Origin of the sequence: Halorussus rarus (assembly GCF_003369835.1) — an archaeon.
In the GTDB taxonomy this organism is placed as follows: domain Archaea; phylum Halobacteriota; class Halobacteria; order Halobacteriales; family Haladaptataceae; genus Halorussus; species Halorussus rarus.
In genome coordinates this window covers 433,941-457,680 of the sequence record NZ_QPMJ01000002.1, presented here as the reverse complement: position 1 = coordinate 457,680, position 23,740 = coordinate 433,941, and the positions used below count along the sequence as shown (strand labels likewise).

Annotated in this window: 24 protein-coding genes; 14 read left to right on the top strand and 10 right to left on the bottom strand. The window is 69.9% G+C overall.

Going from position 1 to position 23,740, the window contains the following annotated elements:
• Window positions 1–6: 6 nt before the first annotated feature.
• From DVR07_RS10540 to DVR07_RS10530, 3 genes are read left to right on the top strand one after another with little or no spacing between them, the layout of a single operon-like run.
• Window positions 7–903: a basic amino acid ABC transporter substrate-binding protein gene (locus DVR07_RS10540; RefSeq protein ID WP_115797108.1), complete on the top strand. Its 897-nt coding sequence runs from the start codon at window positions 7–9 to the stop codon at window positions 901–903.
• Window positions 904–962: 59 nt separating this feature from the next.
• Window positions 963–1,847 (top strand): amino acid ABC transporter permease, encoded by an 885-nt coding sequence (locus DVR07_RS10535; protein ID WP_115797106.1) that lies wholly within the window; start codon window positions 963–965, stop codon window positions 1,845–1,847.
• Window positions 1,848–1,903: 56 nt separating this feature from the next.
• Window positions 1,904–2,626 carry an amino acid ABC transporter ATP-binding protein gene (locus DVR07_RS10530; protein ID WP_115798314.1) on the top strand — a complete coding sequence of 241 codons (723 nt, stop codon included), beginning with the start codon at window positions 1,904–1,906 and terminating at the stop codon, window positions 2,624–2,626.
• A gap of 114 nt (window positions 2,627–2,740) precedes the next feature.
• Here DVR07_RS10530 and DVR07_RS10525 read toward each other — a convergent pair whose 3' ends face one another.
• The gene (locus DVR07_RS10525; protein ID WP_115797104.1) at window positions 2,741–3,451 is read right to left on the bottom strand and encodes a DUF7096 domain-containing protein; all 711 of its coding nucleotides are present in this window, start codon (window positions 3,449–3,451) and stop codon (window positions 2,741–2,743) included.
• A 74-nt stretch (window positions 3,452–3,525) separates the two neighbouring features.
• Entirely contained in the window at window positions 3,526–4,554 is a 1,029-nt protein-coding gene (locus DVR07_RS10520) for a helix-turn-helix transcriptional regulator (RefSeq protein WP_115797102.1), read from the bottom strand.
• A gap of 243 nt (window positions 4,555–4,797) precedes the next feature.
• Between DVR07_RS10520 and DVR07_RS10515 the strand changes: the two genes are divergently transcribed.
• Entirely contained in the window at window positions 4,798–5,106 is a 309-nt protein-coding gene (locus tag DVR07_RS10515; protein WP_240147524.1) for a HalOD1 output domain-containing protein, read from the top strand.
• 33 nt (window positions 5,107–5,139) lie between these two features.
• Here the strand turns inward: DVR07_RS10515 and DVR07_RS10510 are convergent, their stop codons facing one another.
• Window positions 5,140–6,603: a replication factor C large subunit gene (locus DVR07_RS10510; protein ID WP_115797100.1), complete on the bottom strand. Its 1,464-nt coding sequence runs from the start codon at window positions 6,601–6,603 to the stop codon at window positions 5,140–5,142.
• A 171-nt stretch (window positions 6,604–6,774) separates the two neighbouring features.
• Between DVR07_RS10510 and DVR07_RS10505 the strand changes: the two genes are divergently transcribed.
• From DVR07_RS10505 to DVR07_RS10485, 5 genes are all read left to right on the top strand, one after another.
• Window positions 6,775–8,289, top strand: a complete 1,515-nt coding sequence (locus DVR07_RS10505; protein WP_115797098.1) for a hypothetical protein — start codon at window positions 6,775–6,777, stop codon at window positions 8,287–8,289.
• A 69-nt stretch (window positions 8,290–8,358) separates the two neighbouring features.
• Window positions 8,359–9,114, top strand: coding sequence for a competence/damage-inducible protein A (locus DVR07_RS10500; RefSeq protein ID WP_115797096.1), 756 nt, complete (start codon window positions 8,359–8,361; stop codon window positions 9,112–9,114).
• 21 nt (window positions 9,115–9,135) lie between these two features.
• Window positions 9,136–10,170 (top strand): calcium/sodium antiporter, encoded by a 1,035-nt coding sequence (locus tag DVR07_RS10495; protein ID WP_115797094.1) that lies wholly within the window; start codon window positions 9,136–9,138, stop codon window positions 10,168–10,170.
• Between the two features lie 112 nt (window positions 10,171–10,282).
• Window positions 10,283–10,945 (top strand): GNAT family N-acetyltransferase, encoded by a 663-nt coding sequence (locus DVR07_RS10490; protein WP_115798312.1) that lies wholly within the window; start codon window positions 10,283–10,285, stop codon window positions 10,943–10,945.
• A gap of 25 nt (window positions 10,946–10,970) precedes the next feature.
• Window positions 10,971–11,201, top strand: coding sequence for a DUF7385 family protein (locus DVR07_RS10485; protein ID WP_115797092.1), 231 nt, complete (start codon window positions 10,971–10,973; stop codon window positions 11,199–11,201).
• A 17-nt stretch (window positions 11,202–11,218) separates the two neighbouring features.
• Here the strand turns inward: DVR07_RS10485 and DVR07_RS10480 are convergent, their stop codons facing one another.
• Complete coding sequence (locus tag DVR07_RS10480) at window positions 11,219–12,409, bottom strand: metal-dependent hydrolase family protein (protein ID WP_115797090.1); 1,191 nt, start codon at window positions 12,407–12,409, stop codon at window positions 11,219–11,221.
• Window positions 12,410–12,535: 126 nt separating this feature from the next.
• Here DVR07_RS10480 and DVR07_RS21500 point away from each other — a divergent pair, with 126 nt between their 5' ends.
• On the top strand, window positions 12,536–13,129 hold the full coding sequence (locus DVR07_RS21500; RefSeq protein ID WP_162829505.1) for a transporter: 594 nt from the start codon (window positions 12,536–12,538) through the stop codon (window positions 13,127–13,129).
• Window positions 13,130–13,537: 408 nt separating this feature from the next.
• On the opposite strand, the gene DVR07_RS10475 is transcribed toward DVR07_RS21500, so the two are convergent.
• Window positions 13,538–14,083 (bottom strand): GNAT family N-acetyltransferase, encoded by a 546-nt coding sequence (locus DVR07_RS10475; RefSeq protein WP_115797088.1) that lies wholly within the window; start codon window positions 14,081–14,083, stop codon window positions 13,538–13,540.
• A gap of 61 nt (window positions 14,084–14,144) precedes the next feature.
• Window positions 14,145–14,957, bottom strand: a complete 813-nt coding sequence (locus DVR07_RS10470; RefSeq protein ID WP_115797086.1) for a metal-dependent hydrolase — start codon at window positions 14,955–14,957, stop codon at window positions 14,145–14,147.
• 106 nt (window positions 14,958–15,063) lie between these two features.
• Between DVR07_RS10470 and DVR07_RS10465 the strand changes: the two genes are divergently transcribed.
• The 3 genes from DVR07_RS10465 (at window position 15,064) to DVR07_RS10455 (ending at window position 17,381) form a co-directional block, all read left to right on the top strand.
• Entirely contained in the window at window positions 15,064–15,777 is a 714-nt protein-coding gene (locus tag DVR07_RS10465) for a helix-turn-helix domain-containing protein (protein WP_115797084.1), read from the top strand.
• 129 nt (window positions 15,778–15,906) lie between these two features.
• Window positions 15,907–16,635: a proteasome subunit beta gene (locus DVR07_RS10460; protein WP_115797082.1), complete on the top strand. Its 729-nt coding sequence runs from the start codon at window positions 15,907–15,909 to the stop codon at window positions 16,633–16,635.
• Window positions 16,635–17,381 carry an archaeal proteasome endopeptidase complex subunit alpha gene (locus DVR07_RS10455; protein ID WP_115797080.1) on the top strand — a complete coding sequence of 249 codons (747 nt, stop codon included), beginning with the start codon at window positions 16,635–16,637 and terminating at the stop codon, window positions 17,379–17,381. Before DVR07_RS10460 ends, DVR07_RS10455 begins: the two co-directional genes overlap by 1 nt.
• 82 nt (window positions 17,382–17,463) lie before the next feature.
• On the opposite strand, the gene DVR07_RS10450 is transcribed toward DVR07_RS10455, so the two are convergent.
• Window positions 17,464–19,641 (bottom strand): universal stress protein, encoded by a 2,178-nt coding sequence (locus DVR07_RS10450; protein WP_115797079.1) that lies wholly within the window; start codon window positions 19,639–19,641, stop codon window positions 17,464–17,466.
• Window positions 19,638–19,940, bottom strand: coding sequence for a hypothetical protein (locus DVR07_RS10445; RefSeq protein ID WP_115797076.1), 303 nt, complete (start codon window positions 19,938–19,940; stop codon window positions 19,638–19,640). Before DVR07_RS10445 ends, DVR07_RS10450 begins: the two co-directional genes overlap by 4 nt.
• Before the next feature lie 305 nt (window positions 19,941–20,245).
• Between DVR07_RS10445 and DVR07_RS10440 the strand changes: the two genes are divergently transcribed.
• The gene (locus DVR07_RS10440; protein WP_115797074.1) at window positions 20,246–20,743 is read left to right on the top strand and encodes an Lrp/AsnC family transcriptional regulator; all 498 of its coding nucleotides are present in this window, start codon (window positions 20,246–20,248) and stop codon (window positions 20,741–20,743) included.
• Between the two features lie 228 nt (window positions 20,744–20,971).
• Here DVR07_RS10440 and DVR07_RS10435 read toward each other — a convergent pair whose 3' ends face one another.
• Both DVR07_RS10435 and hmgB read right to left on the bottom strand, forming a co-directional pair.
• Entirely contained in the window at window positions 20,972–22,039 is a 1,068-nt protein-coding gene (locus DVR07_RS10435) for a DUF7351 domain-containing protein (RefSeq protein ID WP_115797071.1), read from the bottom strand.
• A gap of 349 nt (window positions 22,040–22,388) precedes the next feature.
• Window positions 22,389–23,726: a hydroxymethylglutaryl-CoA synthase gene (gene hmgB / locus DVR07_RS10430; RefSeq protein ID WP_115797069.1), complete on the bottom strand. Its 1,338-nt coding sequence runs from the start codon at window positions 23,724–23,726 to the stop codon at window positions 22,389–22,391.
• Between the last annotated feature and the right edge of the window lie 14 nt (window positions 23,727–23,740).

The window sequence follows — 23,740 nt, the reverse complement described above, 5'->3', positions numbered from 1 at the left end:
ACACGCATGAAACGACGTACCTTCGTCAAGGGAACCGGCACCGCCGCCGGCGGACTGACGCTCGCCGGCTGTCTCGGCGGCTCCGGCGGTGAGGGAACGACCACCACCGAGTCGTCCGGCGAGACGACGACCGCGGACTCGGGCGACGAGTCCACGACGACCGAATCGTCCGAGTACGACGTCGAGGAACCGCTCTCTATCGGGTCGGACATCCCGTACAAGCCGTTCGAGTACCGGACCACCAGCGGCGAACTCACCGGGTTCGACGTGGACATCGCGAAGGCCGTGTTCGGCGAGGAGATGGGCCTCGAATACGAGTTCAACAAGACCAGCTTCGACACCATCATTCCGAGTCTGAACAACGGGAACTTCCGGATCATCATGTCCGCGATGACCATCAACGACAAGCGCGACGAGAAGGTCGACTTCTCCGATCCCTACTTCACCGCGTACCAGACGGTCGCCATCCGCAAGGACGGCGACATCTCGAAGCTCGACGATCTCAAGGGCAAGACGGTCGCGGTCCAGAAGGGCACGACCGGCGAGGCCGCCGCCGAGGACCTCAAGAAGGAGTTCGACGGCGACCTCACCATCGACAGCTACGACCAGATCACCGGCGCGTTCAACGCGCTGCTGAACAACCAGGCGGTCGCGGTCGTCAACGACAACACCGTCAACGCCCAGTACGTCTCCGATCGAGACGGCGTGGTCTTCCTCGAGGGCGAGGGCCAGGCGGCCGACCAGGGCAAGGACGCGCCCGACTACCTCACGCTGACGGTCGAGGAGTACGGCATCGCGTTCCGGCAGGACGACGACACGTTCCGCGAGCAGGTCAACGAGGCGCTGGCCGCCATCAAGGAGAGCGGTCGGTACGACGAGATCTACGCCGAGTACTTCGAGTAGCGCCGGACGAACGAGCGATTTTTGGCTATCGGCGTCTCCTTGACAAACATTGGTTCGCAATGGCTGGAACATATCAAGACGAAACGACCGTAGAACAACCGACTGAGGACGGGTTCCTCACCGACCGGCGTGTCAAGCTGGCCGGGCTGGCGGTCGCGCTCACGTTCACCGCGGCCATCCTCGCGTTCATCGGCTACATCCTGCTGGAGTTCGTCGACTACGAGCTGCTGGCCGCGGTCTGGCCGCGGTTCGTGGACGCGACGCTGCTCGTCATCCAGATCGTCGTCATCTCCAGCGTGCTCGCGCTGATCGGCGGGGTGTTCGTCGGGCTCGGGCGGGTGTCGCGCACCTCGCTCACGCAGTCGATCGCCACGGCCTACGTCGAGTTCTTCCGGGGGACCCCGCTGCTGTTCCAACTGTTCATCATCTACCTCGGCATCCCCCAGCTCTGGCCGGCGTCGTGGGGACCGTTCCCCGCGACGAACTGGAGTTTCGCGGCGGCCGTCATCGGGCTGACGCTGAACCACGCCGCCTACACCGGCGAGGCGGTCAAGGGCGGTATCAACGCGGTCCCGGACGGCCAGATGGAGGCCGCCCGGTCGCTCGGGATGTCGTACGTCGACTCGATGCGCGAGGTCATCCTGCCGCAGGCCTCGCGCAACGCGCTGGCGGCCATCGGCAACGACCTCGTCATCCTCGTCAAGGACACGTCGCTGCTGACGGTGCTCGCGGTCCCGGAGATCATCAGCGTGTTCCGGAACATCAACTCCAACCAGTTCGACGCCTGGACCCCCATCGTGCTGGTGTCCATCTCCTACCTCGTCATCACGCTCCCGCTCATGCGGACGGTCAGGTACTTCGAGGCCAGGGCGGAGTGGGGGTCCGGCGACGAAGACGACGAAGACGACGAATCGAACGACTGGCTCAACTGGGGTGACCACTGATGAGTGACACGACGGACACGGTCGAAGCGAGAAGCGATTCGGCGACCGGCGAACCGATGGTCGAGTTCGACGGCGTGGACAAGTTCTTCGGGAGCGCCCACGTCCTCAAGGACATCGACCTCGCGGTCGAGAACCAGGAGGTCATGGTGGTCGTCGGCCCGAGCGGGAGCGGGAAGTCGACGCTGCTGCGCTGCGTCAACCGGCTCGAGGAGATCCAGGACGGCGAAGTCCGCATCGCGGGCGAGGCCATCACCGCGCCCGACGTGGACGTCAACCGGCTCCGCCAGAAGGTCGGGATGGTGTTCCAGCACTTCAACCTCTTCCCGCACAAGACCGCGCTGGAGAACGTCACGCTCGCGCCGATTCGAGTCAGGGGCCTCTCGAAGGCCGAGGCCACTCAGAAGGGCGAGGACCTGCTCGAGGAGGTCGGCCTGGGCGACCAGATGAACTCGTACCCGGCCGAGCTGTCGGGCGGCCAGCAGCAGCGGGTCGCCATCGCCCGCGCGCTCGCGATGGACCCCGAGGTGATGCTGTTCGACGAGGTCACCTCGGCGCTCGACCCCGAACTCGTCGGCGAGGTGCTCGAGGTGATGCGCGGACTCGCCGACGAGGGGATGACGATGCTGGTCGTCACCCACGAGATGGGATTCGCGCGTGAAGTCGGCGACCGGGTGGTGCTGATGTCCGACGGCCGCGTCGTCGAGACGGGGCCGCCGACGGAGTTCTTCGACGCCCCGAGCAGCGACCGGGCCAAGCAGTTCCTCCAGCGGGTGCTGTAGCTCGGTCACCGCCCGGCCGTTCTCACGAGGTTCGACTCCGAAGCGGTCCCGTTCGGTCGACCGCCGATGTATCCGTGTTTTCGAGGAACGGAATCCCGATTTCGAACGACCCCGCTACGGGTCGTTCGTCTCGGACGGCCACCCTGTCGTGCGATTCCCCGCGGCCGGCGCGCTCTCGTTGCCGGCGACCAGCGCGCTCTCGTTGGCCAGCGTCGAGTCGGCGACCTCGCGGCCGATGGGCCCCTCGAACTGGTGGAGTTCGTGGGCCCGGTCGGCCAGGTGGCGGATGCGGGTCACGTTGATTTCGTAGCGCTCGCGGACGAACACCGACAGGTTCTCGGCCGCCCGGGCGGTCTGGTTCGCCCGGAGCTCGACGGTCCGGGCCCGGACCACGAACGCCGACAGCGAGGTCCGGTACCGTCCCTCCGAGAGGTCGCCGTCTTCCCATTTCTCGGTGAGGTTCGCCCGGACGCCCGTCAGCGCGTCGAGGTGCTCGGTCAGCGTCTCGTTCTCGTCGGCGACGACCCGCGCCCGCTCGCTCGGGGTGGTCGCGTTCGCGAGCCGGTCGGTGAGCGTCCGGTTCCAGAGCTCGCCGCCGAGCGACGCGCCCTGGGCGCCGACCGCGCCGGCGAGCTGCTGGCCCGGCGACACGCTCGTCGAGTTGTTACCGTTGGTCTGCGGGTCGCCGCCCGGCCACGACTGCGATTCAGGTCCGACGCCCATGGCTTCCCCGACGGCCCCACTCTGTCCGCCGTCCGCTGCGACCGCGCCCGTCGCGCCGATCAGGGCGACGGCGCCAATCAGCAGGACCACGCTCGGTTTCATCACGTCGTTTCCACGAACCCCACGGCCAATAAGCCGCCGTTACTGAACCCGGATTTAGCCGAATTAAGGGCGGTTCAGGACTGCTGCCGTTCCCGGGCCAGCGCGAGTACGTTCTCCCTACCCAGCCGGAAGCTCTCTATCTCGCCCTCCTCCCGGAGGCTGCCGACCACCTGGCTGGTCTTGGCCTCGGTCCAGCCGAGCTCGTCGACCACCGCCTTCTGCTTGACCCGGCCGCCCCGGCGCTCGAGCAGCCGGAGCACCCGCTCCTCGTTGCTCAGCAGGTCCTCGGGCGGCTCGTCGGCGCCCCCGTCGTCGTCGTGCTCGGTCCCGTTGCGGTAGAGCCACCAGCCGGCGCCGAGCAGCGCCGCGAGCGCGGCGAGCGTCCCCGTCGCGGCGGCGAGCGGCATCCACGGCACGTCGAGTCCGCCTGCGCCGGGCGCGTCGAGCACGATCTGGGGCTCGTTGCCCGCGAACTCGATGGGGCCGTTCCAGATGACCGCGTGCTCGCGCTTCTCGTAGCCCATCTCGGGCTTGGGCTGGACCGACGCGGCCTCGTACCCCTCGGGCCACTTGACCAGCAGCCGGGTCTTCTCGTTGAGGATGAGCCCCGACAGCGAGTCGCCGACCCGGAGCCGGTCGTCCGAGACCGCGGCGAACCCGTGCCACCGGAACGAGTAGGCCACCACGCCGTACCGCTGGGGGAACTCACGGATCTCGGCCCTGACCGAGTAGTTCGTCCCCCGCATCTCGCGGCCGGTCGACTGCTCGGCGCTCCGGATGGTGCTGTTCATCCGGCCGACGAACTGCCGGCTGTACCGCGTGGAGTTGGTCTCGATGTCGGCCTTGTAGCTCCGGAACGCCGCGGTCGTGTCCGGGTCGTCGAGCCGCGTGCGGTAGACGACCTGCCACGCCGCGGTGCCGTTCTCGAACACCCGGACGTCGAGGACCACGGTGTCGGGCGTCACCTGCTGCAATCGGGCCTGCGTCGCGTCTACGGTCGCTCCGCCGCCGGCGGCGCCGGACGCCCCGCCGACTGCCGCGCCGACCGCGGCCGCGAGACAGAGGGCCGCGGCGAGCGACGTTGCGAACTGTCGCGCCCCCATTCGTCGCGTACGTGCGTCGTGCAGGGAAAAAGGGATTGCGCCGTTTTGGGGCGTCTTACCGGACTCGCCAGGGTTCCACGGCTCGTTTCTCGGCGGTAGGGCGACGTTACTTCGAGTAGTCCCGGGTTGGGTCGCTTAATCCGGGTTAACTCGGCGCCAACCCGGACCCAGGCCCGGCAATCGGCTTTCAGCGTTTGGGGGCTTGAAGCACCTGTCCGCCATGGTGGAAAGTGGCGAGATACCATGTCGAAGACGGAAACGCACACGGTCGACGCAGTCGAGTACGAGAGCGAGACACCCCTTCGGATGCAGGCCGACTGGTCGGGCACCGAGACGCTCGACTCGGCGATCACCTGCGCCATCTCCAGGGCCACCGGCGAGACGGTGACCGAGCTCGCGCCCCTCTACGAGTACATGGACCCCGACGCGCTCCACGAGTTCGTCGCGTCCATGCGCGACCGCGAGACCGAGACCTCGATCACGTTCCAGTACGAGGGCCACGACGTCACGGTCCGGAGCGACGGCGAGATAATGGTGTGGCCGCCGCGGTAGGCGGTCCCGACCGGACGCCGTCCGGTCCGGCGCTCACCCGAAGTCGGCGAGACCGGCCTGACTGTCGTCGCCGTCGTCCTCGCTGGCGTCGGCCGCCGCGTCGTCGTCCGCCTCTCCCGCCGCTGTCGCCCCCGCGCCGTCCCCGTCGGAACCGCCCTCGGCGTCCTCGGACGTCGAACGAACTGCCCCCTCGAACGCGCCCCCGGAGTGCTCCACGGCCGCCTCCTCCCGGAGCTGTTCGGCCTCCTCCACGACGTTCTGGACCTTGTTGGTGTCCTTGCCCGACCCGGTGACGAACGAGACGTGTTCGGCGTCGAGGTCGTACTTCGCGGCCATCGCGACGGTGAGCTCGCGGTCCTTGCAGTGGTGGGTCATCGCCGCGAGGAACGGGAGCATCTCCCGCCGGGCGGTGGACATGCTCACGCCCTCGGCGTCGGCCATCTTCCGGGCCACGTAGTCGCGCTTCGCCCGGTTGGCCTTCGAACTGCCGAGCTTCCGCCAGTAGCTCGGCGGGCCGTAGCGGGTCCACCCGCCCTTCTCGCCCTCTCGGGCCGCCGCGACCCCGGCCGCGATGTTGTCGGTGGCGTACCGCCACATCGAGTAGTCCTGGGTGGCCCGGACCCGGCCGAGCCACTTGTCGGCGTTCGAGAGGAACTCGTAGGCGGTCGCCAGCTCCCGGCCCTCGTAGTCCTTCGGGACGTTGTCCTCGACCCAGTTCAGCAGGTCGTCGGGCGTCTCGTCGACGTCGTAGGACTTGTGGAGCGCGCCCTGCGCGTCCTCCTCCTTGAACAGCGCGTCGAGGAAGTCGAAGATGCCGCTGGTCCGGTCGCGCTCGCCGGTGACGTCGACGTCGCCGGCGGTCAGCGTCTCGGTGGTCTCGGCGACGGCCTGGAGGTCGTTGACCGCCGACCGGAGGTCGCCGTCGTTCTTGTCGGCGATGGCCTTCAGGCCCTCCTTCTCGTACTCGATGCCCTCCTCGTTGCAGATGTGGCGGAGCGCGGGCACGATCGAGCGCGCCGAGACGTCCCGGAACTCGATGGTCTCGCAGGCGTTCCGGAGCGTGTTCGACATGTCGTAGAACTCGTTGGCGATGAGTATCATCGGCTGGCCGGCGTCCCTGACGACGTCGGTGATGGCCTTCGAGCCGCCCCGGTCAACGTTGCCGTGGAGGTTGTCGGCTTCGTCCATGATGACGAGCTGGCGCCCGCCCGCGCCGCCGGTCAGCGCCTGGTTCTGGGCGGCGCCCCCGGCGAGCTTCTCGACCACGTCGGCGGTCCGGGTGTCGCTGGCGTTCAGCTCGATGGTCGGCCAGTCCATGTCGTTGGCCAGCGCGTGGGCCGCGGAGGTCTTGCCGACGCCGGGACTGCCGTGGACGATGGCGGCGTCCCGGTGGTCGTCCCACGTCTCGGCCCACTCCCGCAGCTTGTCGCGGGCCTTGTTGTTCCCCCGGATCTCCGAGAGCGAGGAGGGCCGGTACTTCTCGGTCCAGTCGGTCATTGAAGGGAGATAGGGACGAACGGCGTTTAGTGGTTGCGGACCCGCCGGACGCGCTCGTCGTCGAACTCCGTCCGCCGAGACGCCGGCCGACGTGTCGCGTCGGCGGAGTACGGTCCCGGACTACCTGTTCGAACCGTACTACTATGCGACTGGACCCGGTTTGTCTCGTTGATGGAGGGGTCCACCGACCTCGTCAAGCGGTCGCTGCGGGACGCGACGCGGAGCGAGTTCGACCGCCGCGTCGACGAGCAGGCCGAGCGGGTGGCCGACGCGCTCGGCGCGGGGCGGTTCGACAACCCCGACTTCGGTCTCGGAATCGAACTCGAGGCCTACGCTGTCGACGGAGACGGGCGGCTCGCCCGGATTCCGGACGCCGTGTTCGAGGGCCGCTGCGAGCGGGAACTCGGTCGACAGAACGTCGAGTTCCACACCGAGCCGACGTCGTTCGACGACGAGGGAATCGCCGAACAGGCGGCCCAGCTCCGCGAACACGTCCGGAACGTGCGCCGAAGCGCCGAGCGGGAGGGGACGGAGATCGTGCTGGACGCCATGTGGACGATTCCGCCGCCGGGCGGGAGTCACGAGTACCTGTCCGACGTGCGCGAGCGCGACGGGGTGTCCGTCGCCGAGAACATGACGGCATCGCCGCGATACTGCGCGATAGACAACGACGTGCTGTCGCGGACGGGGGGAACGCTCACCTTCTCGGTCCCGGGCGCGGAGCGGGAGTTTCCCTCGATACTGTTCGAGTCGCTCGCGAGTTCGATCCAGCCCCACGTCCAGGTCCCCGACGTCGCGGCGTTCCCCGACTACTACAACACCGCCCTCCGGACGCTCGGCCCGGTCCTCGCGCTGGCGACGAACTCGCCGCTGTTACCGCCCGACCTGTACGACGCCGCCGACCCGTACCGCGTCGTCGAGGAGACGTACCACGAACTCCGGATTCCGGCGTTCGAGCAGTCCATCAACCCGGCGTGGGAGAAGGTCTGCTTCCCCGACGATATACGGCGTGTCGAGGACTGCGTCGACAGGCTGGTCGCCGACCCGACGTGCGCGCCGTTCCTCCGCGAGTGGCTCGCCGACGGCGACCGCGAGACGTTCGCGGACCGGTACTGGGAGCTCGACCACAAGCGCGGGACGTACTGGCGCTGGCTCCGGGCCGTCATCGGCGGCCAGCCGGTCGACGGCGGCGACCAGTGGTCGGTCCGCATCGAGTACCGGCCGCTGCCGACCCAGCCCACGGTCGCGGAGAACGTCGGCTTCCAGTGTCTGGTCGCCGGGCTCGTCCACGGCCTGCGGGCGGCCGACCATCCGCTCGCGACCCTCGACCGGGACGCCGCCGAGCGGAGCTTCTACGAGGCGGTCGAGAACGGGCTCGACGCCGACCTCGCGTGGGTCACCGCTGACGGCGACCGAACGACCGACCCGAGCGTCGTCTACGAGGAGCTGTTCGAGTTCGCCCGTCGCGGCCTCCGGGACCGGGGCGTCTCGTCGGAGACCGTCGAGGAGTACCTCGGCCCGGTCGAGGCCCGCTGGACCGAACGGACGACGCCGAGTCGCTGGAAGCTGGCCCGCGTCACCGATCGCCTCGACGCTGGCGCGGCGTTCGACGACGCCGTCCGGGAGATGCAGACCGAGTACGTCCGCCTTTCGAAGACGGGAAAGCCGGTCGCGCAGTGGTCCTGACCCCGACACCGATGACCGATGGATGTCCGCGCCGACACCGATAAGTCCGTCACGGGCCAGACACAGACCATGGATATCGCCGTCCTGTCGGTCGGAGACGAGATTCTCGCGGGAGACACCGTGAACACGAACGCCTCGTGGCTGGCCGACCGCATCGACGAGCGCGGCGGGAGCGTGCGCCGGATCCTGACGGTGCCCGACGACCGGTCTGTCATCGCCGACTACGTCGGGCAGTGGGCCGGGCAGTTCGACGCGGTGATCGCGACCGGCGGCATCGGCGGGACGCCCGACGACGTGACGATGGAGGGGGTCGCCGACGGACTCGGCCTGGGGCTCGAACTCCTCCCCGACCAGCGCGACCGCCTCGAAGCGAAGGCCAGGGAGTTCCGCGAGGAGAACCCCGACCTCGCCGCGGACTACGACATCGACCTGGACCTCGACGCCGCGGCGACCCTGCCCGCGGGCTGCCGGCCGTTGACCACCGACGCGGGGTGGGCGCCCGGCTGCGTCGTCGAGAACGTCTACGTCCTGCCCGGCATCCCCGGCGAGATGAAGGCGATGTTCGAGCTGGTCGCCGAGGACTTCGGCGGCGACGTCGTCTCCGAGACGGTCTACACGCCCGAGCCCGAGGGCGCGCTCGGGAGCCGCCTCGACGAGGTCCGCGAGCGGTTCGACGCGGCGGTCGGGAGCTACCCGGGCGTGGGGTCGACCCCCGGCCGGCTGAAGGTGACCGGGACCGACCCGGACGCGGTCGCGGCCGCGACCGACTGGCTCCGCGAGCGCGTCGAGATCACCGAGGCGCCCGAGGACGAGGCCGAGCAATGAGTTCGAGCGTCGGCGACGACCATGGCTGACGCGACCGCAGTCGCGCTCGACCTCGGCGTCGTCGCCGCGAGCGTCGGCGCGCTCTGGGTCGGGGCGAAGCTCCTCGTCGAGAACGCCGCCCGCATCGCCCGCCGCGCGGGGCTCTCCGAGCTGGTCGTCGGTCTCACCGTCGTCGGGTTCGGGACCTCGACGCCCGAACTCGCGACGTCGGTCGACGCGGCGCTCGTCGGCGCTGGCGACGTCGCCGTGGCCAACGTCGTCGGGTCGAACCTCTTCAACGTCGGCGTGGTGCTCGCTCTCGTCGGCCTCCTGAACCCGGTTCCGGCCTCGCGCGGGATGATCCGCCGGGACGGGCCGGTCGTGGTCGGGGCCGCGGTGCTGGCCGCCGCGGTCGTCCGCGACGGCGTCGTCGCCCGGACCGAGGGAGCGGTGCTGGTCGCGCTGCTCGCCGGGTACGTCGGGTGGCTGCTCGCCCGCGGCGGTCCGGGCGACGCGCCGGACGAGGCTGCGGACGACCGCCCGGACGATGCTGCGGGCGACGCTGGCGAAGGTTCGACGGCCGTCGCGGTCGGCCCCTCGCCGGGCGCGGCGACCGCGGACGGCGGCGTCGGCCGGTCGACGCTCCGGTCCGCCGCGCTGGCGGTCGGCGGGCTGGCGGTGATACTCGTGGGTGCGAACTTCCTGGTCGCGTCGGCGACCGACCTCGCGCGGCTCGCGGGCGTCTCGGAGTGGGCCATCGGCGAGACCGTGGTGGCGGTCGGCACCTCCACGCCCGAGATCGCGGCCTCGGTCGTCGCGGCCCGCCGGGGCAACAGCGACATCGCGGCGGGGAACCTGCTCGGGAGCAACGTCTTCAACGCGCTCGGCATCCTGGGCGTCGCCGCGGTGGTCCGCCCGCTCTCGGTGTCGCCGGTCGCCTTCGACGCGGCGGTCTGGCTGGTCGCGCTGTCGGCGTTCGTCGTGGCGCTGTTGGCCACGAAAGGCCGACTCACGCGACCGGAGGGGCTGGTCGCGCTCGCCGTCACGCTCGGTCGGTGGACCATCGACGCGCTTTGATGGCCCGTGCAGGGAACTCACGCGCCCGGCCAACGCTTTTGACCTGTGCTTTCGATGGTCCCGGTATGAGCCCCGAGTGCATCCGGGAGGCCCCGTCGTGAGCGACCACGGCCTGTTCCCCGAGCGCGTCGAGACCGACCGGCTCGTCCTCGAACCGCTCACGCCCGAGTACGTCGACGTGCTGACGTTCTACCGGCACGCCTCCCGGCACAACCCCCACATCGAGGAGATCACCGAGCACCTCACGTGGGAGCCCCACGCGACCCCGAAGGAGACCCTCGATTTCCTCGAGTCCCGGGCCGAGGCGTGGGCGGCGGGCGAGGACGCGAGCTACGTCGTCCGCCTGCAGGAGGGTGAGGTCGGAACGACGGAGGGCGACGACGGCGCGAGTGGTCGGGCGACCGAGGACGACGCGGGCGACCCGGAGAGCGGCGCCGGCGAGGTCGCGGGCGCGGCCGGCCTCCACCCCGACTGGGACCGACGGACCGCAATCCTCGGGACGTGGCTCCGCAAGCCGTTCTGGGGCCGGGGCTACTCGGGCGAGCGCGCCGCGGCCCTGATGGAAATCGCGTTCGACCGCCTCGACCTCGAAGTGGTGGCCGTCACCCATCAGACGGGCAACGAGCAGTCCCGGCGGGCCATCGAGAAGTACGTCGAGGCCCACGGCGGGCAGCGCGAGGGACTGCTCCGGAACTGGGGCGTCGGCCCCGACGGGCCGGTCGACGTCCACCGCTACACCGTCACCCGCGAGCAGTGGAGCGAAGCGACGAAATAGTCCCGCTGCGAACCCCGACCAGACCATGTCCGGCGAGCGATTCGACGTCCACGACCACCGCCACGCCCTGAAGCTCCGCAGGGACACCGGCGACACCCAGCACTGGGAGAACCGCAAGGACCTCGACTGCCCGGCCTGCGACGAGCCGTTCGCGGACCTGTTCGTCTCCGAGAAGCGCCACAATAGCTTCAATCCGCCGGACGGCCGGTTCTGCGTCGTCCGGGAGGCCGACCGGATTCTGCTGTTCGCGCACTGACCCGCAGACGGTCGCCGCTATCCGTCTTCCGCGAGCCGGTCGAGCGCCGTCCCGGCGACCACCTCGCCGCCCTTGACGACGGTCTCGGGGTCGCGGACCGCGCCGATGTCCTCGAGGGGGTCCTCGTCGAGCACCAGGAAGTCGGCGTAGGCGCCCGGTTCGAGCACGCCCGCGTCGTCGAGGCCGATGACCTCGGCGGCCCGGCCGGTCATCGCGACCAGCGCGTCGTGGGGGTCCATCCCGTACTCGACCATGAACGAGAGCTCGGTCGCGTTCGCGCCGTGGTAGTTGAACGGCGTGCCGGCGTCGGTCCCGCCCACGATGTCGACGCCGGCCTCGACCGCGGCCCCGAACGACTCGATGTGGCGCTCGTAGACGTCGTTGGTCTTCTGCAGGGCCTCGTCGGAGACGTGGTCGGCGTTCCGGACGATGCGGTAGGGCGCCGAGAGGGTCGGCACCAGCGCCACGTCCTCGGTCACCAGCAGGTCGATGGTCGCCTCGTCGAGGAAGGTGCCGTGCTCGACGGTGTCGACCCCGGCCTCGATGGCGGCGCGCGCGCCCGCCGCGCCGTGGGCGTGGGTCGCGACGTGGACGCCCCGGCGGTGGGCCTCGTCGACCAGCGCGTCCATCTCCTCGTGGGTGAACGCGGGCTTGTCGGGGTCGGTGCCGGGCGTCGTGACACCGCCGGTCGCCATGAACTTGATGAACCGGGCGCCGCGCTTGACCTGCTCGCGGACCGCCTTCCGGCACGCGGTGGGTCCGTCGACCTCCCGGCCGAGGTGGTGGCCGTGGCCGCCGGTGATCGTGATCGACCGGCAGTTGGCGACCATCCGCGGGCCGGGCACGTCGCCCCGCTTGACGCGCTCGGCCAGCACCACGTCGAGGTCCCGCGCCCCCATCGCTCGGACCCCCGTGACGCCGGCTTCGAGCGTCTTGCGCGCGTTCTTCGCCTCGGTCAGCATCAGTTCGGCGTCGCTCATCGACACCACGTCGGCGATGCTGGTCTCGCCCGACAGCGAGAAGTGGACGTGGGCGTCGACCAGCCCCGGCACGACTGATCTGCCCGCGCAGTCGTAGGCCGGTTCCCCCTCGCGCGGGTCAACGTCCCCGACCGCCTCGACACGGCCGGCGTCGGGGTCGACTCGGAGCGACGCCTCCTCGGCGCGCTCGCCGTTCCCGTTCACGACGTGAACGTCGCGCAGAATCATCTCGTGAAATTTCCACTTCCTGCGCCTTGAATCCCGCGAACGCGGCCCCGGCTCGGCGCCCGTCGGAACGGTTTCGTACCGACGCGGGCCAAAAGATACTCGTCGCGCCGGTCGGAGCCCCCGAACATGTCCACTGCAGACGAACCATCACTCGCAAGTGACTCCGGGGTCAGCGGCGGCACGCTCGCCCGGGGCGCCGTCGCGGGAGCGGCCGCGTGGCTGCTCGGCTACCTGGTCGCGTACGTGTGGAAGGCCGAGGCGGTCGCGGAGGCGCTGCGGGGCGTCGGCGTCGTCTCGCAGCTCCTCGGCGGCGAAGCGGTGCCCGCGTGGAAGGGCGTGACGTGGCTCTTCCTGAACGCCCACTTCGTCGCCACGCGCGTCCCGACCGTCGCGGGAGGGACCCGGACGACGAACTTCGTGACCGGCGAGGGCGGTTCGGTGGCCCTCCTCGCGCTCCCCGCGGTCCTCCTGCTCGTGGCGGGATTCCTCGCCGCGCGGGGTCGCCGCGGCGGTGCGACGGCGGGGGCCGCGGCCGGGGCGGCGCTCGTCGTCGGCTACCTCCCGCTGTCGGCGGCCGCGGCGTTCGCGACCACCCACGCCATCGGCGAGACGCAGGCGACCGTCTCGGCCGACCCCGTGACTGCGATACTGCTCGCCGGCGCGGTCTACCCGGTCGCGCTCGGCGCGGTCGGCGGGGCGGCCGCGACGCTGGTCGAGTAATCCGTCCGGTCGTTTCGAGCGTCGAACAGTTGGTCGTCGTTCCGAAACGGAATCCTTCCCTTGTGATCGTCGCGTCTATCTTTCCGGTCGTCGTGCCGATTCCAACACGGCGTTGGCCGGCGAAATCCGACGACAACTTCGGGACTGAGCCCGATTACGGAAACTGTTCCGGCGATTATGCGACGCCGGCGGGCGATTACCGGTTCCGGGGTCGGGCTTGAAGGCCGAACTGTGGAAAAACGTTCTTGCACCACTAAGCCGTCCGCGTCCCATCCTCCGCCGATGGAAGCGTGGTGTGACCACTGCGGGGAGCGATGCGAGATCGTGAAGACAGTCTCGTGGCAGTCGAACCTCTGCGCCGAGTGCGGAAACCCGATAGAGGAAGAGTGACCTCGTTCTGCGGCCGGCCTACTCCAGTTTTCGGGCCACCATCTCGCCCCAGTGCTCGAAGCCGTGGCGGTCGTAGAACGCTCGCGCGCGGTCGTTCTCCCGGTCGACGTCGAGCACGAGCCGGTCGAGCGGCAGGTCCTGGTCGTCGGCGACCGCGACCGCCGCGTCCATCAGGTCGTCGGCGACGGCGGTGCCGCGGTACTCGGGCCGGACGTAGAGCTCGTTGAGCACCGCGGCGTCCCAGATCATCGCCAGTTGCTGGGGCAGGACGAAGACGTAGCCCGCGAGCGCGGGCTGTTCGGCGTCCTCGTCGGCGGACTCCTCGTCGCCCGCGCTTTTGACTTCGGCGACGGTCACGCACTGACGGTCGTGCTTCGCGCACCAGAACGCCCAGTCGAGGTACCGCTCGCCGTACGCCTCGGTGAGTTTCTCCTCGTAGACGGCCCGCTTGTCGTCGCCGCCGGTGCCCGACCCCAGGCCCAGTTCGAAGCCGCGCTTGAGGTCCCACAGGTCGCGCGCGTCACGGTCTGGGTCGTACGGTCGGATCGTGACGTCGTCGGTCATGGCCGAGGCTTGGTCCACCGCGATGTTAGCGGTTGCGAGTCGGCGCGGGCCGACCGGACCGTCAGGCCCGGCGGCGCTCCATCCAGACGCGGAGTCCGACCACGGTGTAACCGGTCAGCGCGAGCAGGGCGCGCTCGCCGGAGTACGCGATGGGGAACAGCCGCTCGACCGACCCCTGCTCCGCGCCCTTCTTCGGGTCGATGCCTGTGCTGTAGTGGGTGTTCTCCGTGGTGCGGACGGGCTTGGAGTTCCCGCCACCGCCCGACTCGGCACCGCCCGACTCGGCCCCCGTCCCCGCCCCGCCGCCCGCGTCCGCACCGCCGGCCGAGGCGTCGTTCGGCAGGACCGCGTCGACGAGCGACTGGAGGTCGACGTGCACGAGCGTCTGGACGAACCCCTCCTTCGTCGAGTAGAAGACCTTGCCCGAGAAGGTGTAGAACCGGTCGTGGACCGGGTAGAGCAGGTTCGCGCCGTTGAAGAACGCGTCGAGGCCGATGCCCGCGAAGGCGACCGCGACGACCGTGACCCAGGCGACCCGGACGCCGCGGGCGCCCCACCGCGAGCGCACGAGCGAGCGGTCGGTCACCAGCGCGAGCGACCTGGACCCCGCCCCCGACCCGACGCGGGACTGCACCGATGGCAGGGCCCGGCCTCGGAGGTCGGCCCAGAGCAGGGCGCCGCCGAGCGCGGGCAGCAGCAGCGTGTGGAACGCCGCCCGGTGGGCGCCCTCGATCCAGAACCCCAGGAACACGTCGAAGTCCACGAGCGCGACGGCCGCCATCACCACCGCCACCGCCTTCCCGTCGAAGTGTTCGGCGAGCAGGGCCGTCCCGACCAGGCCGGCGAGCGCGACGTGGACCACCGTCGATGGCATGCGTGGGAGACGTGAACGCGCCGCGTTATCAGTGTCCCGGTGTATTCGACGCGCGACGAACCCGTACTTCGACACGTTTTTCCGGTCGACCCGCGCACTCCGGACCATGACCGAGCCAACCGACCCCCGCGAGGATTTAGCCGAGCGCATCGCGGGCGAGATAACGCTCAGCGACGACCCCGGCGCGACCCTCCGGAAGTGGCGGACCGACTTCGGCGTCTCCCAGACGGACCTGGCCGACCAACTCGACGTGTCGTCGTCGGTCGTCAGCGACTACGAGAGCGGCCGGCGGGCCAGCCCCGGCATCGGCGTCGTTGCCAGGGTCGTGACCTCGCTGCTCGACATCGACGAGCGCCGGGGCGGCGACCGCATCCGCCAGTACGCCCGGGTGCTCTCGGCCGGCTTCGAGAGCGACATCGTCAACGACCTCCGGGAGTACCCCACCACGGTCCACCTCGACCGGTTCTACGACGCGGTGGGCGCGACCGAACTCGCGGACGGCGACCACGACCACGTCACCGGACACACCGTCATCGACAGCATCCAGGCCATCACCCGGCTCTCCAGCGAGGAGTTCTACCGGCTCTACGGCCAGAGCACCAGCCGGGCGCTGATGTTCACGAACGTCACCCGGGGCGAGTCGGCGCTGGTCGCGATGCGCGTGGTCAACCCCACGCCGAACGCGGTGGTGCTCCACGGGCTCGACCGCGAGGACCTCTGGGAGCACGCGCCCAAGATGGCCCGACTGGAGGGGTTCTCGCTGGCCATCACCGACGAGCCGATGGACGACGTGCTCCGCGAACTCAGGGACTTCCCCTGACGGCCGTCCGTCCCGGTTCACCGATCTCGCTCCGCCGCAGCCGGACGCCCGTCGGACCTTCGGTTCGGGCGCCCGGCTAAAATATATTTTAGCTAACACTTTTTGGTATCTGGCTCCTACCCGATTTCGATGCCAGACGCCCACCCCCAACCGACGTCCGGAGCGGGCGGCGACCCCCGCTCGTCGGCCGACGCCGACACCGAACTCACGAAGACCGGCACGACCACCGTCGCCGTGACGGCCGACGACGCCGTCGTCGTGATGGCCGACCGGCGGGCGAGCGCCGGCGGCCGGTTCGTCACGAGCAAGGACACCCAGAAGGTCGAGCGGGTCCACCCGACCGCCGCGGTCGCGCTCTCGGGCGCGGTCGGCGGTATTCAGGACTACACCCGGCGGCTCCGGTCGCACGCCGACCAGTACGCGATCCGGCGGGGCGACCCGCCGAGCGTGAACGCGTTCGCCACGTTCGCGGGCAACCTGCTCCGGAACGGTCCGTACCGGCTGGTCCGCCCGGTCCTCGGCGGCGTCGACGACGAGGGACCGCGCGTCTACGACCTCGACGGCGGCGGGGCGGTGATGGAGGCCCCGTACGCCGCGAAGGGAAGCGGGACCCAGTTCGCGCTCGGCGCGCTCGAACGCGAGTTCCGGCCCGGCCTCGACGTCGAGGAAGCGACCGCGGCCGCGGCCCGCGCGGTCGAGAGCGCCATCGAGCGCGACACCGCCTCCGGTAACGGTGTCACTGCGGCCGTCGTCACCGCGGACGGGGTGACCATCGACGCCTACGACGACCCCGCCGACCTCTACGACGAGACTTCGACTCGTCCGAACACCGCTATCGACCGCGAGGAGGGGGCCTGATGCAGGGCGACCAGCGGGCCTACGACCGGGGCACCAGCATCTTCTCGCCCGACGGGCGGCTCTATCAGGTCGAGTACGCGCGCGAGGCGGTCGAGCGCGGCAGCGCCAGCGTCGGGGTTCGGACCGACGACGGCGTCGCGCTCGCGGCCCGTCGCCGGGTGCGCTCGCCGCTGATGGACCCCGAGAGCGTCGAGAAGCTCCACCAGGTCGACGACCACCTCGGCGTCGCCTCGGCCGGCAACGCGGCCGACGCCCGGAAGCTCGTGGAGTTCGTCCGCCAGACCGCCCAGCGCGACCGACTGACCTACGACGAGCCGATGGGCGTCGAACCCCTGACGAAGGAGGTCGCCGACCACGTCCAGGAGTACACCCAGTCGGGCGGCGCCCGCCCGTTCGGAACCGCGCTGCTCGTCGGCGGCGTCACCGACGGCGAGCCCGCGCTCTACGAGACCGACCCATCGGGGACGCCTTCGGCGTGGAACGCCGCGGCGGTCGGTCGGGAGAGCGCCGAGATACGGGGGTTCCTCGAAGCAGAGTACGCCGCCGACGCGGACCTCGGTTCGGGCGTGGACCTCGCGCTGGAGGCGCTGGCGGCACCCGACGACGCGTCGTTCTCGCCCGCGGACGTGGCGGTCGCGACGGTCGCCGTCGGCGAGGGGTACCGGGTTATCCCGACCGACGAGCGCCGGAGCGCGCTCGACGCGCTCGGCCTGCTGGACGAGGGCGGAGAGTCCCGGGCGTCCTGAAGGTCGAGACGGAATATCCGCGCCCCGGCTGGCCGGACCGAACGTCGACGGGCCGCGGGGTCCGCGCCGAGGCCCCCGTCGTTCAGAACGTCACCCGTTCGAGCAGTCGGCGCGCGAACGCGGGCCGGCGCGACTCGTGGGGGTAGACGGTGACCGTCGTGCAGCCGGGACTCGGGACCACCGGCCTGTCGTCGAACACCGCGTTCCGGAGCCCGCCGTCGGCGCCGCGGCGCACCAGCAGGTCGGGCCGAGACTGCCGTCCCCCGTCGGTCCGGACCGACTCGCTCCGGACCGGGACGGAGAGCATCTCGGACAGCCCGGAGTGGTACGCGTCTATCGTGCGCCGGCGTCTGTCGGTCCCCCGCCGGTTCTCGGGGTACCAGAGGGAGACGGTTCCGTCGTTCGCCGCGGCGACGGTCTCGGCGACGGTCACCGCCGCCGGCTGGTACGGGCCGCTGTCCCCGGAGAGGACGACGCGCTCCGGCCGGTCGTAGCCGAGGTTGTCCACGAGGAGCACGTCGCACGGGGCGTGGCGGACGACCCAGTCGATCGGGTCGCCGAAGAGCCGCGACCGGAGCCGGAGCGGTTCGTGCTCGGCGACGATAGCGTCCACGCCGCGGTGCTCCGCGAAGTTGACGACGGCGTGCTTCGTGTCGTGGCTGACGATCTCGTCGGCCTCGACCTCGACGCCGAGTTCCGTCGACAGCGCCTCGGTTCGGGTCTCGAACGAGATGTCGGCCGCCGACTGGACGGTCGCATCCTCGGTGAGCGGCGCCTGGTCGGGTATCTCCTCGAACCGGACGGCCACCACGCGACCGTCGTCGTGGCGGACGAGATCGGCGGCCATCGCCACGAGCGAGCGCTCGCGGTCCTCGTCGACGTTCTTCGTGAGCGCGACGAGAACCTCGCGGGTGTCCTCCGCCATGGCGGACTCGACGTCGGTGAGCGCGTCCCGGCCGACCCGCCGCCGGATGGCGTCGGTCGCCGCGCCCTCCCTGCTGACGCGCGGGCGCACGTAGAGGAGGTACCAGCCGACGCTCCCGACCGTGATGAGGGCGGCGCCCGCGAGGGCGACGGTCCCCATCTGGGTGAGGAGTATCGCTCCGGTGACGACGCCGAACGCCTGTATCCAGGGGTACAGCGGCGAGGAGAACTCGGGTTCGTACTCCGCGTCTCCCTCCCGGAAGGCGACGACGGCCACGTTGATGAGCGCGAACACCATGATCTGGAAGGCGCTCGCGAGCTTCGCGATCTCGAGGATCGGAACGAACGCGATGAGCACCAGCAGCACCGCGCCGGTGAGCGTGATGGAGGACACGGGCGTCCCGAACCGTTCGCTGACAGTCGAGAACGACGGCGGGGCCAGCCTGTCCCGGCTCATCGCGAACGGGTAGCGCGACGACGAGAGGATGCCGGCGTTGGCCGTCGAGACGAGCGCGAGGAGCGCCGCTGCGATCACCGCGACGACGCCGGTCCGGCCGAGCGTCACCTCGGCCGCGACGGCCACCGGCGTCAGCGAGCCGGCGACGCTCCCGGGGTCGGTTATCCCGACCAGCACGGCGACGATCGCCACGTACAGCGCGGTCGTGAACGCCAGCGACCCCAGGATGCCGAGGGGGATGTTCCGGCCGGGGTCCTCGACCTCCTCGGCGACGCTCGCGACCTTCGTGACGCCCGCGTACGAGACGAACACCAGCCCGGTCGCGGCCAAGAGCCCGCCGACGCCGGCGTCGAAGAAGCCGACGTAGTTGGCCGATTGGACGGCGGGCGCGCTCCCCGCGGCGAACCAGCCCAGCGCCGCCAGCATGACGACGACGATGGCGAGCTGGAGCCGCCCCGTCTGCTTCGCCCCGACGAGGTTCACCAGTATCAGGACCGCCGCCAGCGCCAGCGCGACCGGCTTCAGCGGAAGGTCGAACAGGAGCAGCAGGTAGGGAACGCCGCCGACGAGAGCGAGCGCGCCCTTGAACGAGAGCGAGAACCACGTCCCGACGCCGGCGATGGTGCCGAGCAAGGGACCCATCCCGCGCTCGATGTAGATGTACGTCCCGCCGGCCTCCGGCATCGCGGTCGCCATCTCCGACTTCGAGAGGGCGGCCGGCACCACGAGCAGGCCGGCGATCAGGTACGCCACGATCACGGCGGGGCCGGCGATCTCGAGCGCGAGGGCCGGCAGGATGAAGATGCCGCTGCCGACCATCGCGCCGATGCTGATGGCGAGAACCGACGGGAGCCCGAGGTCCCGTTCCAGCTCCTTCATGCGGTCTCCTCCGCGTCGACTCGCACGTTCTGCAGGCCCTCCGCGACGGAGTCCGTCAGCGCGGCCGTCGCACGGACCAGTTCCTGACCGGCGCGACGGCCCGGCATCTCCGCCGGGACGCGCGTTTCGTCGACGGGCCCGATCGAGTTGCCGTCCGCCCGGAGGCGCCGGGCTATCGACGCTCCCAGATGGTTACCGCAGAGGGCGTAGAGGTCTGCGTCGACCTCCGTGCCGGGCGATTCCTCCTTCGCGGACCGGTTCCGTGTCGCGTTCAAGATTCCGTCGATGATTGCAAGCATGGTGAGTAGTGCCCGGGGGCGGGCGTGTATTCCTACGTAATCGACGGGACACCATAAATTAGTGGTTTCTAATGACGAATCGTCAAAATTAGGCGCGCGTTTTGCGCGTTACGTCTTCGCATCTCCAGTATCTACCCGCAGACGGAGTTCTGCGGACCTCCATTCGCTCCACAGAGTCCCGGGCGTCTCGGCGACCCGTGCCGTCGAAGTCCGGAGGAGGGAATTCGGCACGGAGGCGGTCTACCTGCCGACGATCGGAGCGAAATCAGGAGCCATAATACTCCGGACGCCGAACCGTTCGGCAGATGAAAGACGGCGCACTGGACTCGGTCGACAAGTCCATCCTCTACTACCTCCAGCAGGACGCCCGCGGGACGTCCTCGAACGACATCGCGGAGAAGCTCGACCTGTCCCCGAGCACCGTCCGAACCCGGATCAACAAACTCGAGGAGGAGGGCATCATCCGAGGCTACCACATCGACATCGATTACGACCTGGCGGGCTACCCCCTCTACACCAAGATCATCTGTACCGCACCGGTCACCGAGCGGGACGAACTCGCGGACCGGGCCCGCGAGGTACACGGCGTCACGGCCGTCCGCGAGATCATGACCGGCAAGCGCAACGTGTACGTGAACGCCATCGGCCGGAGCCACGACGACCTCAACCGGATCGCCGAGGAACTCGACGGGCTCGGTCTCGACATCGTCGACGAGCAGATCATCCGAGACGAGCACGTCTGTCCGTACCACGGGTTCCTCGAGTCCGATGAGGAGTCCCCGGTCCCCGGAACCGACGAGTAGCCCGAGACTGTCGCTTCGGTCGGCCCTCCTCGTTCTTCTTCACTGTCGAACGTCCAACAGGCTATAGGCGGACACGCTCACGAACGGAGATAGCACCGTGCGGTCCTCGAGCGCCTTGATTTTATATCGTGGTAATTGGTTTATCTGCGGTTCCCGCGACGTTCCGTTCCGACCCGTGGCGACGTCGCTCGGCGCTCGGAGGCAGAAAAACGAATCGCCGACCGGGGGTTACGACGCCTGCCGAACCCCGTCGGCGGGGCGGCGCCGCGTCGCGGCGACCGAGCAGTCGGCGGCGACGAACAGGTCGAGCACCTCGTCGTCGAGTTCCGCGCTGACCCGTACGCACCACGGATCGTCGGAGACCACCGATTCGGCCCACTCCGGGCCGACGTTCCAGACGGGACGGTCGCGGACGTCGAGTCCGTGGTCGTGGAAGAACGCGACGACGGCGGGATGTTCGAGCACCGCGAGGGTCACCGGCGCGTGGAGGCGACAGCCGCACTGCCGGCAGTCGAGGCGGACCTGCGCCCGCCGGGCCTCGCTGTCGGGCAGTCGCTCGGTCATCGAGTCGGGCGGCGACGACAGCGCGGCCTCCATCGTCGCGGCGCACTCCGGGCAGACCCCGTCGGACATCACCGAGAGCCGGTGGCGGTGGTGGCGGTCGAACGCCGCGAGCAGGCGCTCGGGGTCGCGGTCGCGGCGCGCGCCCGGCGGGAACGGTAGGGTCAGCACCGCGCGGTCGCAGTCCTCGCAGGCCACCGTGACGTAGTTGGCTTCGCAGACCGCCGCGAGGTCCCCATTCTCGCAGAGCGGGCATGGGTCGCCGGTCGGGACGGGGCCGAACGACACTCGGTCGGTGTAGGTCCCGGCGACGATGGCGCGGGTGACCTCCAACCCGGCGTAGGTCAGCGCGTACTCGTCGCCCTCCTCGCCGGTCTTCTCCAGGAAGAGGCCGGTCAGCTGCCGGAGGTGGTAGGCGAACCCCGCGGTGGTGTCGGCGGGGCTCGCCTCGAACAGCTCCGAGAAGGTCATGGCCCGACCGGAGACGCCGCCCTCGCCGTCTCCGTCGCCGCCGTCGACGAGCGCCCGCAGGACCGCCATCCGGACCTCGTTGCCCAGCGCCTCGAAGGCGTCGCTGGGTTCGGCGGACTCGACGTCGGGGTCGAGCGTGCGGGTCTCGGCTTCGGCGACTCTCGTCTCGTCCGGGTCTGGATCGACCGTTTCGTCCGATTCGAGTTCCGCCGGGGTTCCGCCGCCGGCCGGCTCGCTCGCGCCCTCCGTGCCGACATCGCTCATGGGCCGATAGTCGGAGGTGCTCGTTTAAAAGGCCTCGGCCGGATTCGACCGCAGTTTCGGACAGCACTGAAGGGAAGAGGATGTCGCCTCATGTGCTCCGGCGCGTGCGAGCGCGGCCCCGTGCCGCGCTCGTTCGCGCGAGGGACGAGTGAGCGTAGCGAGCGAGGAGGCTGGGGAGGTGTGAGGCTCGCGGTCGCGGTGGGGTAATTCATCGGTGACGGCAGTAGCTAGCTCCCGTCCCCATTTGCTCGTAGACTCAGGCGTACTCATCTTGCCAACGAGATTCGACCGAAGAGCCGGAGAAGAACGAGAATCGACGCGGAACCGAGAAGACAGGCGTGCTGGCCCGCTACTCCACGTAGTCGTAGAGGCGCTCGTTCATCCGGCCGCGCCCGGTGAACACGAACTCGCCGTCGGGGACGGTGAAGTCCTCCATCTCGATTGTCTTGTCGTGGTTGTGCCGGTCGTGGACGTCCTCGTACTCCTCGTACGAGAGGTCGTAGCGGCGCTCGTTCTGCTCGTCGATGTTCAGTTGCTCGATCTCCTCGCGCCAGCCCTCCGCGATCGTCTCGGCGTGGACCTCGGCCTGCGCGCCCGACCCGTACGAGCCGACGCCCAGCTTCTGGCCGGCGAGGTCGAGGCCCTCCTCGGCGGCGCCCTTGAGCGCTGCGGCGCGGGCGATGTGGACCGAGCCGGTGTACCAGTTGCCGACCTCGCGGGAGATCGAGAGGGTCGGCTCGACCGTGTCGGCGTACCACTCGCGGTACGCCTCGGTCGCCTTGAGGTCGTCCATGTGGTCGCGGATGGCCTCCTCGTAGGCCTCGCGGTCGTCGAAGTCCTCCTCGCGGGGCTGGAAGCCGATCTCCTCGGCCAGTTCCTCCTCGATGGGCGTGTCCCGGATCATGTGGCGATAGGCCAGCAGCGCGGCCCGCCGGACCATGCCGGGGAACGGCGTGTGGAACGGAATGTACGCGAAGTCGTCGGGATGGGAGGCACCCGCGACCGACTCGTAGTCCTCCAGGGCCTCGCGCATCCGGGCGAGGTACACCTGCATCGAGCGCTTCCCGTCGACGCTCGGGAACTGCTGGTTGGGCTTGAGGAAGTCGGTCTCGTCGGCGCTGCCGTACCCCTGGTGGGTCGAGAGCTCCACGAGGTTGGGGTCCTCGTCGATGAGCATCGCCACCGCGCCCGCGCCCTGGGTGGCCTCGCCGGGGTCGCCCCGAGCGTAGAGGGCGGTGTCGGTCGCCACCACGAGCGCCGCCCGGCCGCGGTTGCGCCCGGCCTTGATCCAGTTGTAGGCGTCGTCGAGGCTCTGGGTCCCGGCGATGCAGGCGAACTTGCGCTCGCCCTTGTTGGCGTGGTGGAAGTCGCCGTCGTACACCTGCTCGAGGCAGCCCGCGATGTACGTCGACACCGGCTTGGAGTTGTCGAACGCCGACTCGGTCGCCACGTCGATGCGGCCGATGTCGTCGGGAGTCAGCCCCTTGCGGTCCATCAGGCGCTTGGCCGCGTTGGCGCCCATCGTCACGATGTCCTCGTGGGCGTCCGGGAACGAGCTCGCGTGCAGTCCCAGCCCCTTTGTGTACTTCTCGGGGTCCTCGCCCTTCGCCGGCGCGAACGTCTCCGGGAGGTCGAGCTTGAGTTTCCCCGTCCAGATTTCGACTGCGTCGATACCGACGGCTGTCATGTCCCCAAGTCCGG

Bases quoted from the DNA above. Each gene is read 5' to 3' on its own strand.
- DVR07_RS10540 (WP_115797108.1), top strand. From the start codon at position 7: ATGAAACGACGTACCTTCGTCAAGGGAACCGGCACCGCCGCCGGCGGA.
- DVR07_RS10535 (WP_115797106.1), top strand. From the start codon at position 963: ATGGCTGGAACATATCAAGACGAAACGACCGTAGAACAACCGACTGAG.
- DVR07_RS10530 (WP_115798314.1), top strand. From the start codon at position 1,904: ATGGTCGAGTTCGACGGCGTGGACAAGTTCTTCGGGAGCGCCCACGTC.
- DVR07_RS10525 (WP_115797104.1), bottom strand. From the start codon at position 3,451: ATGAAACCGAGCGTGGTCCTGCTGATTGGCGCCGTCGCCCTGATCGGC.
- DVR07_RS10520 (WP_115797102.1), bottom strand. From the start codon at position 4,554: ATGGGGGCGCGACAGTTCGCAACGTCGCTCGCCGCGGCCCTCTGTCTC.
- DVR07_RS10515 (WP_240147524.1), top strand. From the start codon at position 4,798: ATGTCGAAGACGGAAACGCACACGGTCGACGCAGTCGAGTACGAGAGC.
- DVR07_RS10510 (WP_115797100.1), bottom strand. From the start codon at position 6,603: ATGACCGACTGGACCGAGAAGTACCGGCCCTCCTCGCTCTCGGAGATC.
- DVR07_RS10505 (WP_115797098.1), top strand. From the start codon at position 6,775: ATGGAGGGGTCCACCGACCTCGTCAAGCGGTCGCTGCGGGACGCGACG.
- DVR07_RS10500 (WP_115797096.1), top strand. From the start codon at position 8,359: ATGGATATCGCCGTCCTGTCGGTCGGAGACGAGATTCTCGCGGGAGAC.
- DVR07_RS10495 (WP_115797094.1), top strand. From the start codon at position 9,136: ATGGCTGACGCGACCGCAGTCGCGCTCGACCTCGGCGTCGTCGCCGCG.
- DVR07_RS10485 (WP_115797092.1), top strand. From the start codon at position 10,971: ATGTCCGGCGAGCGATTCGACGTCCACGACCACCGCCACGCCCTGAAG.
- DVR07_RS10480 (WP_115797090.1), bottom strand. From the start codon at position 12,409: ATGATTCTGCGCGACGTTCACGTCGTGAACGGGAACGGCGAGCGCGCC.
- DVR07_RS21500 (WP_162829505.1), top strand. From the start codon at position 12,536: ATGTCCACTGCAGACGAACCATCACTCGCAAGTGACTCCGGGGTCAGC.
- DVR07_RS10475 (WP_115797088.1), bottom strand. From the start codon at position 14,083: ATGACCGACGACGTCACGATCCGACCGTACGACCCAGACCGTGACGCG.
- DVR07_RS10470 (WP_115797086.1), bottom strand. From the start codon at position 14,957: ATGCCATCGACGGTGGTCCACGTCGCGCTCGCCGGCCTGGTCGGGACG.
- DVR07_RS10465 (WP_115797084.1), top strand. From the start codon at position 15,064: ATGACCGAGCCAACCGACCCCCGCGAGGATTTAGCCGAGCGCATCGCG.
- DVR07_RS10460 (WP_115797082.1), top strand. From the start codon at position 15,907: ATGCCAGACGCCCACCCCCAACCGACGTCCGGAGCGGGCGGCGACCCC.
- DVR07_RS10455 (WP_115797080.1), top strand. From the start codon at position 16,635: ATGCAGGGCGACCAGCGGGCCTACGACCGGGGCACCAGCATCTTCTCG.
- DVR07_RS10450 (WP_115797079.1), bottom strand. From the start codon at position 19,641: ATGAAGGAGCTGGAACGGGACCTCGGGCTCCCGTCGGTTCTCGCCATC.
- DVR07_RS10445 (WP_115797076.1), bottom strand. From the start codon at position 19,940: ATGCTTGCAATCATCGACGGAATCTTGAACGCGACACGGAACCGGTCC.
- DVR07_RS10440 (WP_115797074.1), top strand. From the start codon at position 20,246: ATGAAAGACGGCGCACTGGACTCGGTCGACAAGTCCATCCTCTACTAC.
- DVR07_RS10435 (WP_115797071.1), bottom strand. From the start codon at position 22,039: ATGAGCGATGTCGGCACGGAGGGCGCGAGCGAGCCGGCCGGCGGCGGA.
- hmgB (WP_115797069.1), bottom strand. From the start codon at position 23,726: ATGACAGCCGTCGGTATCGACGCAGTCGAAATCTGGACGGGGAAACTC.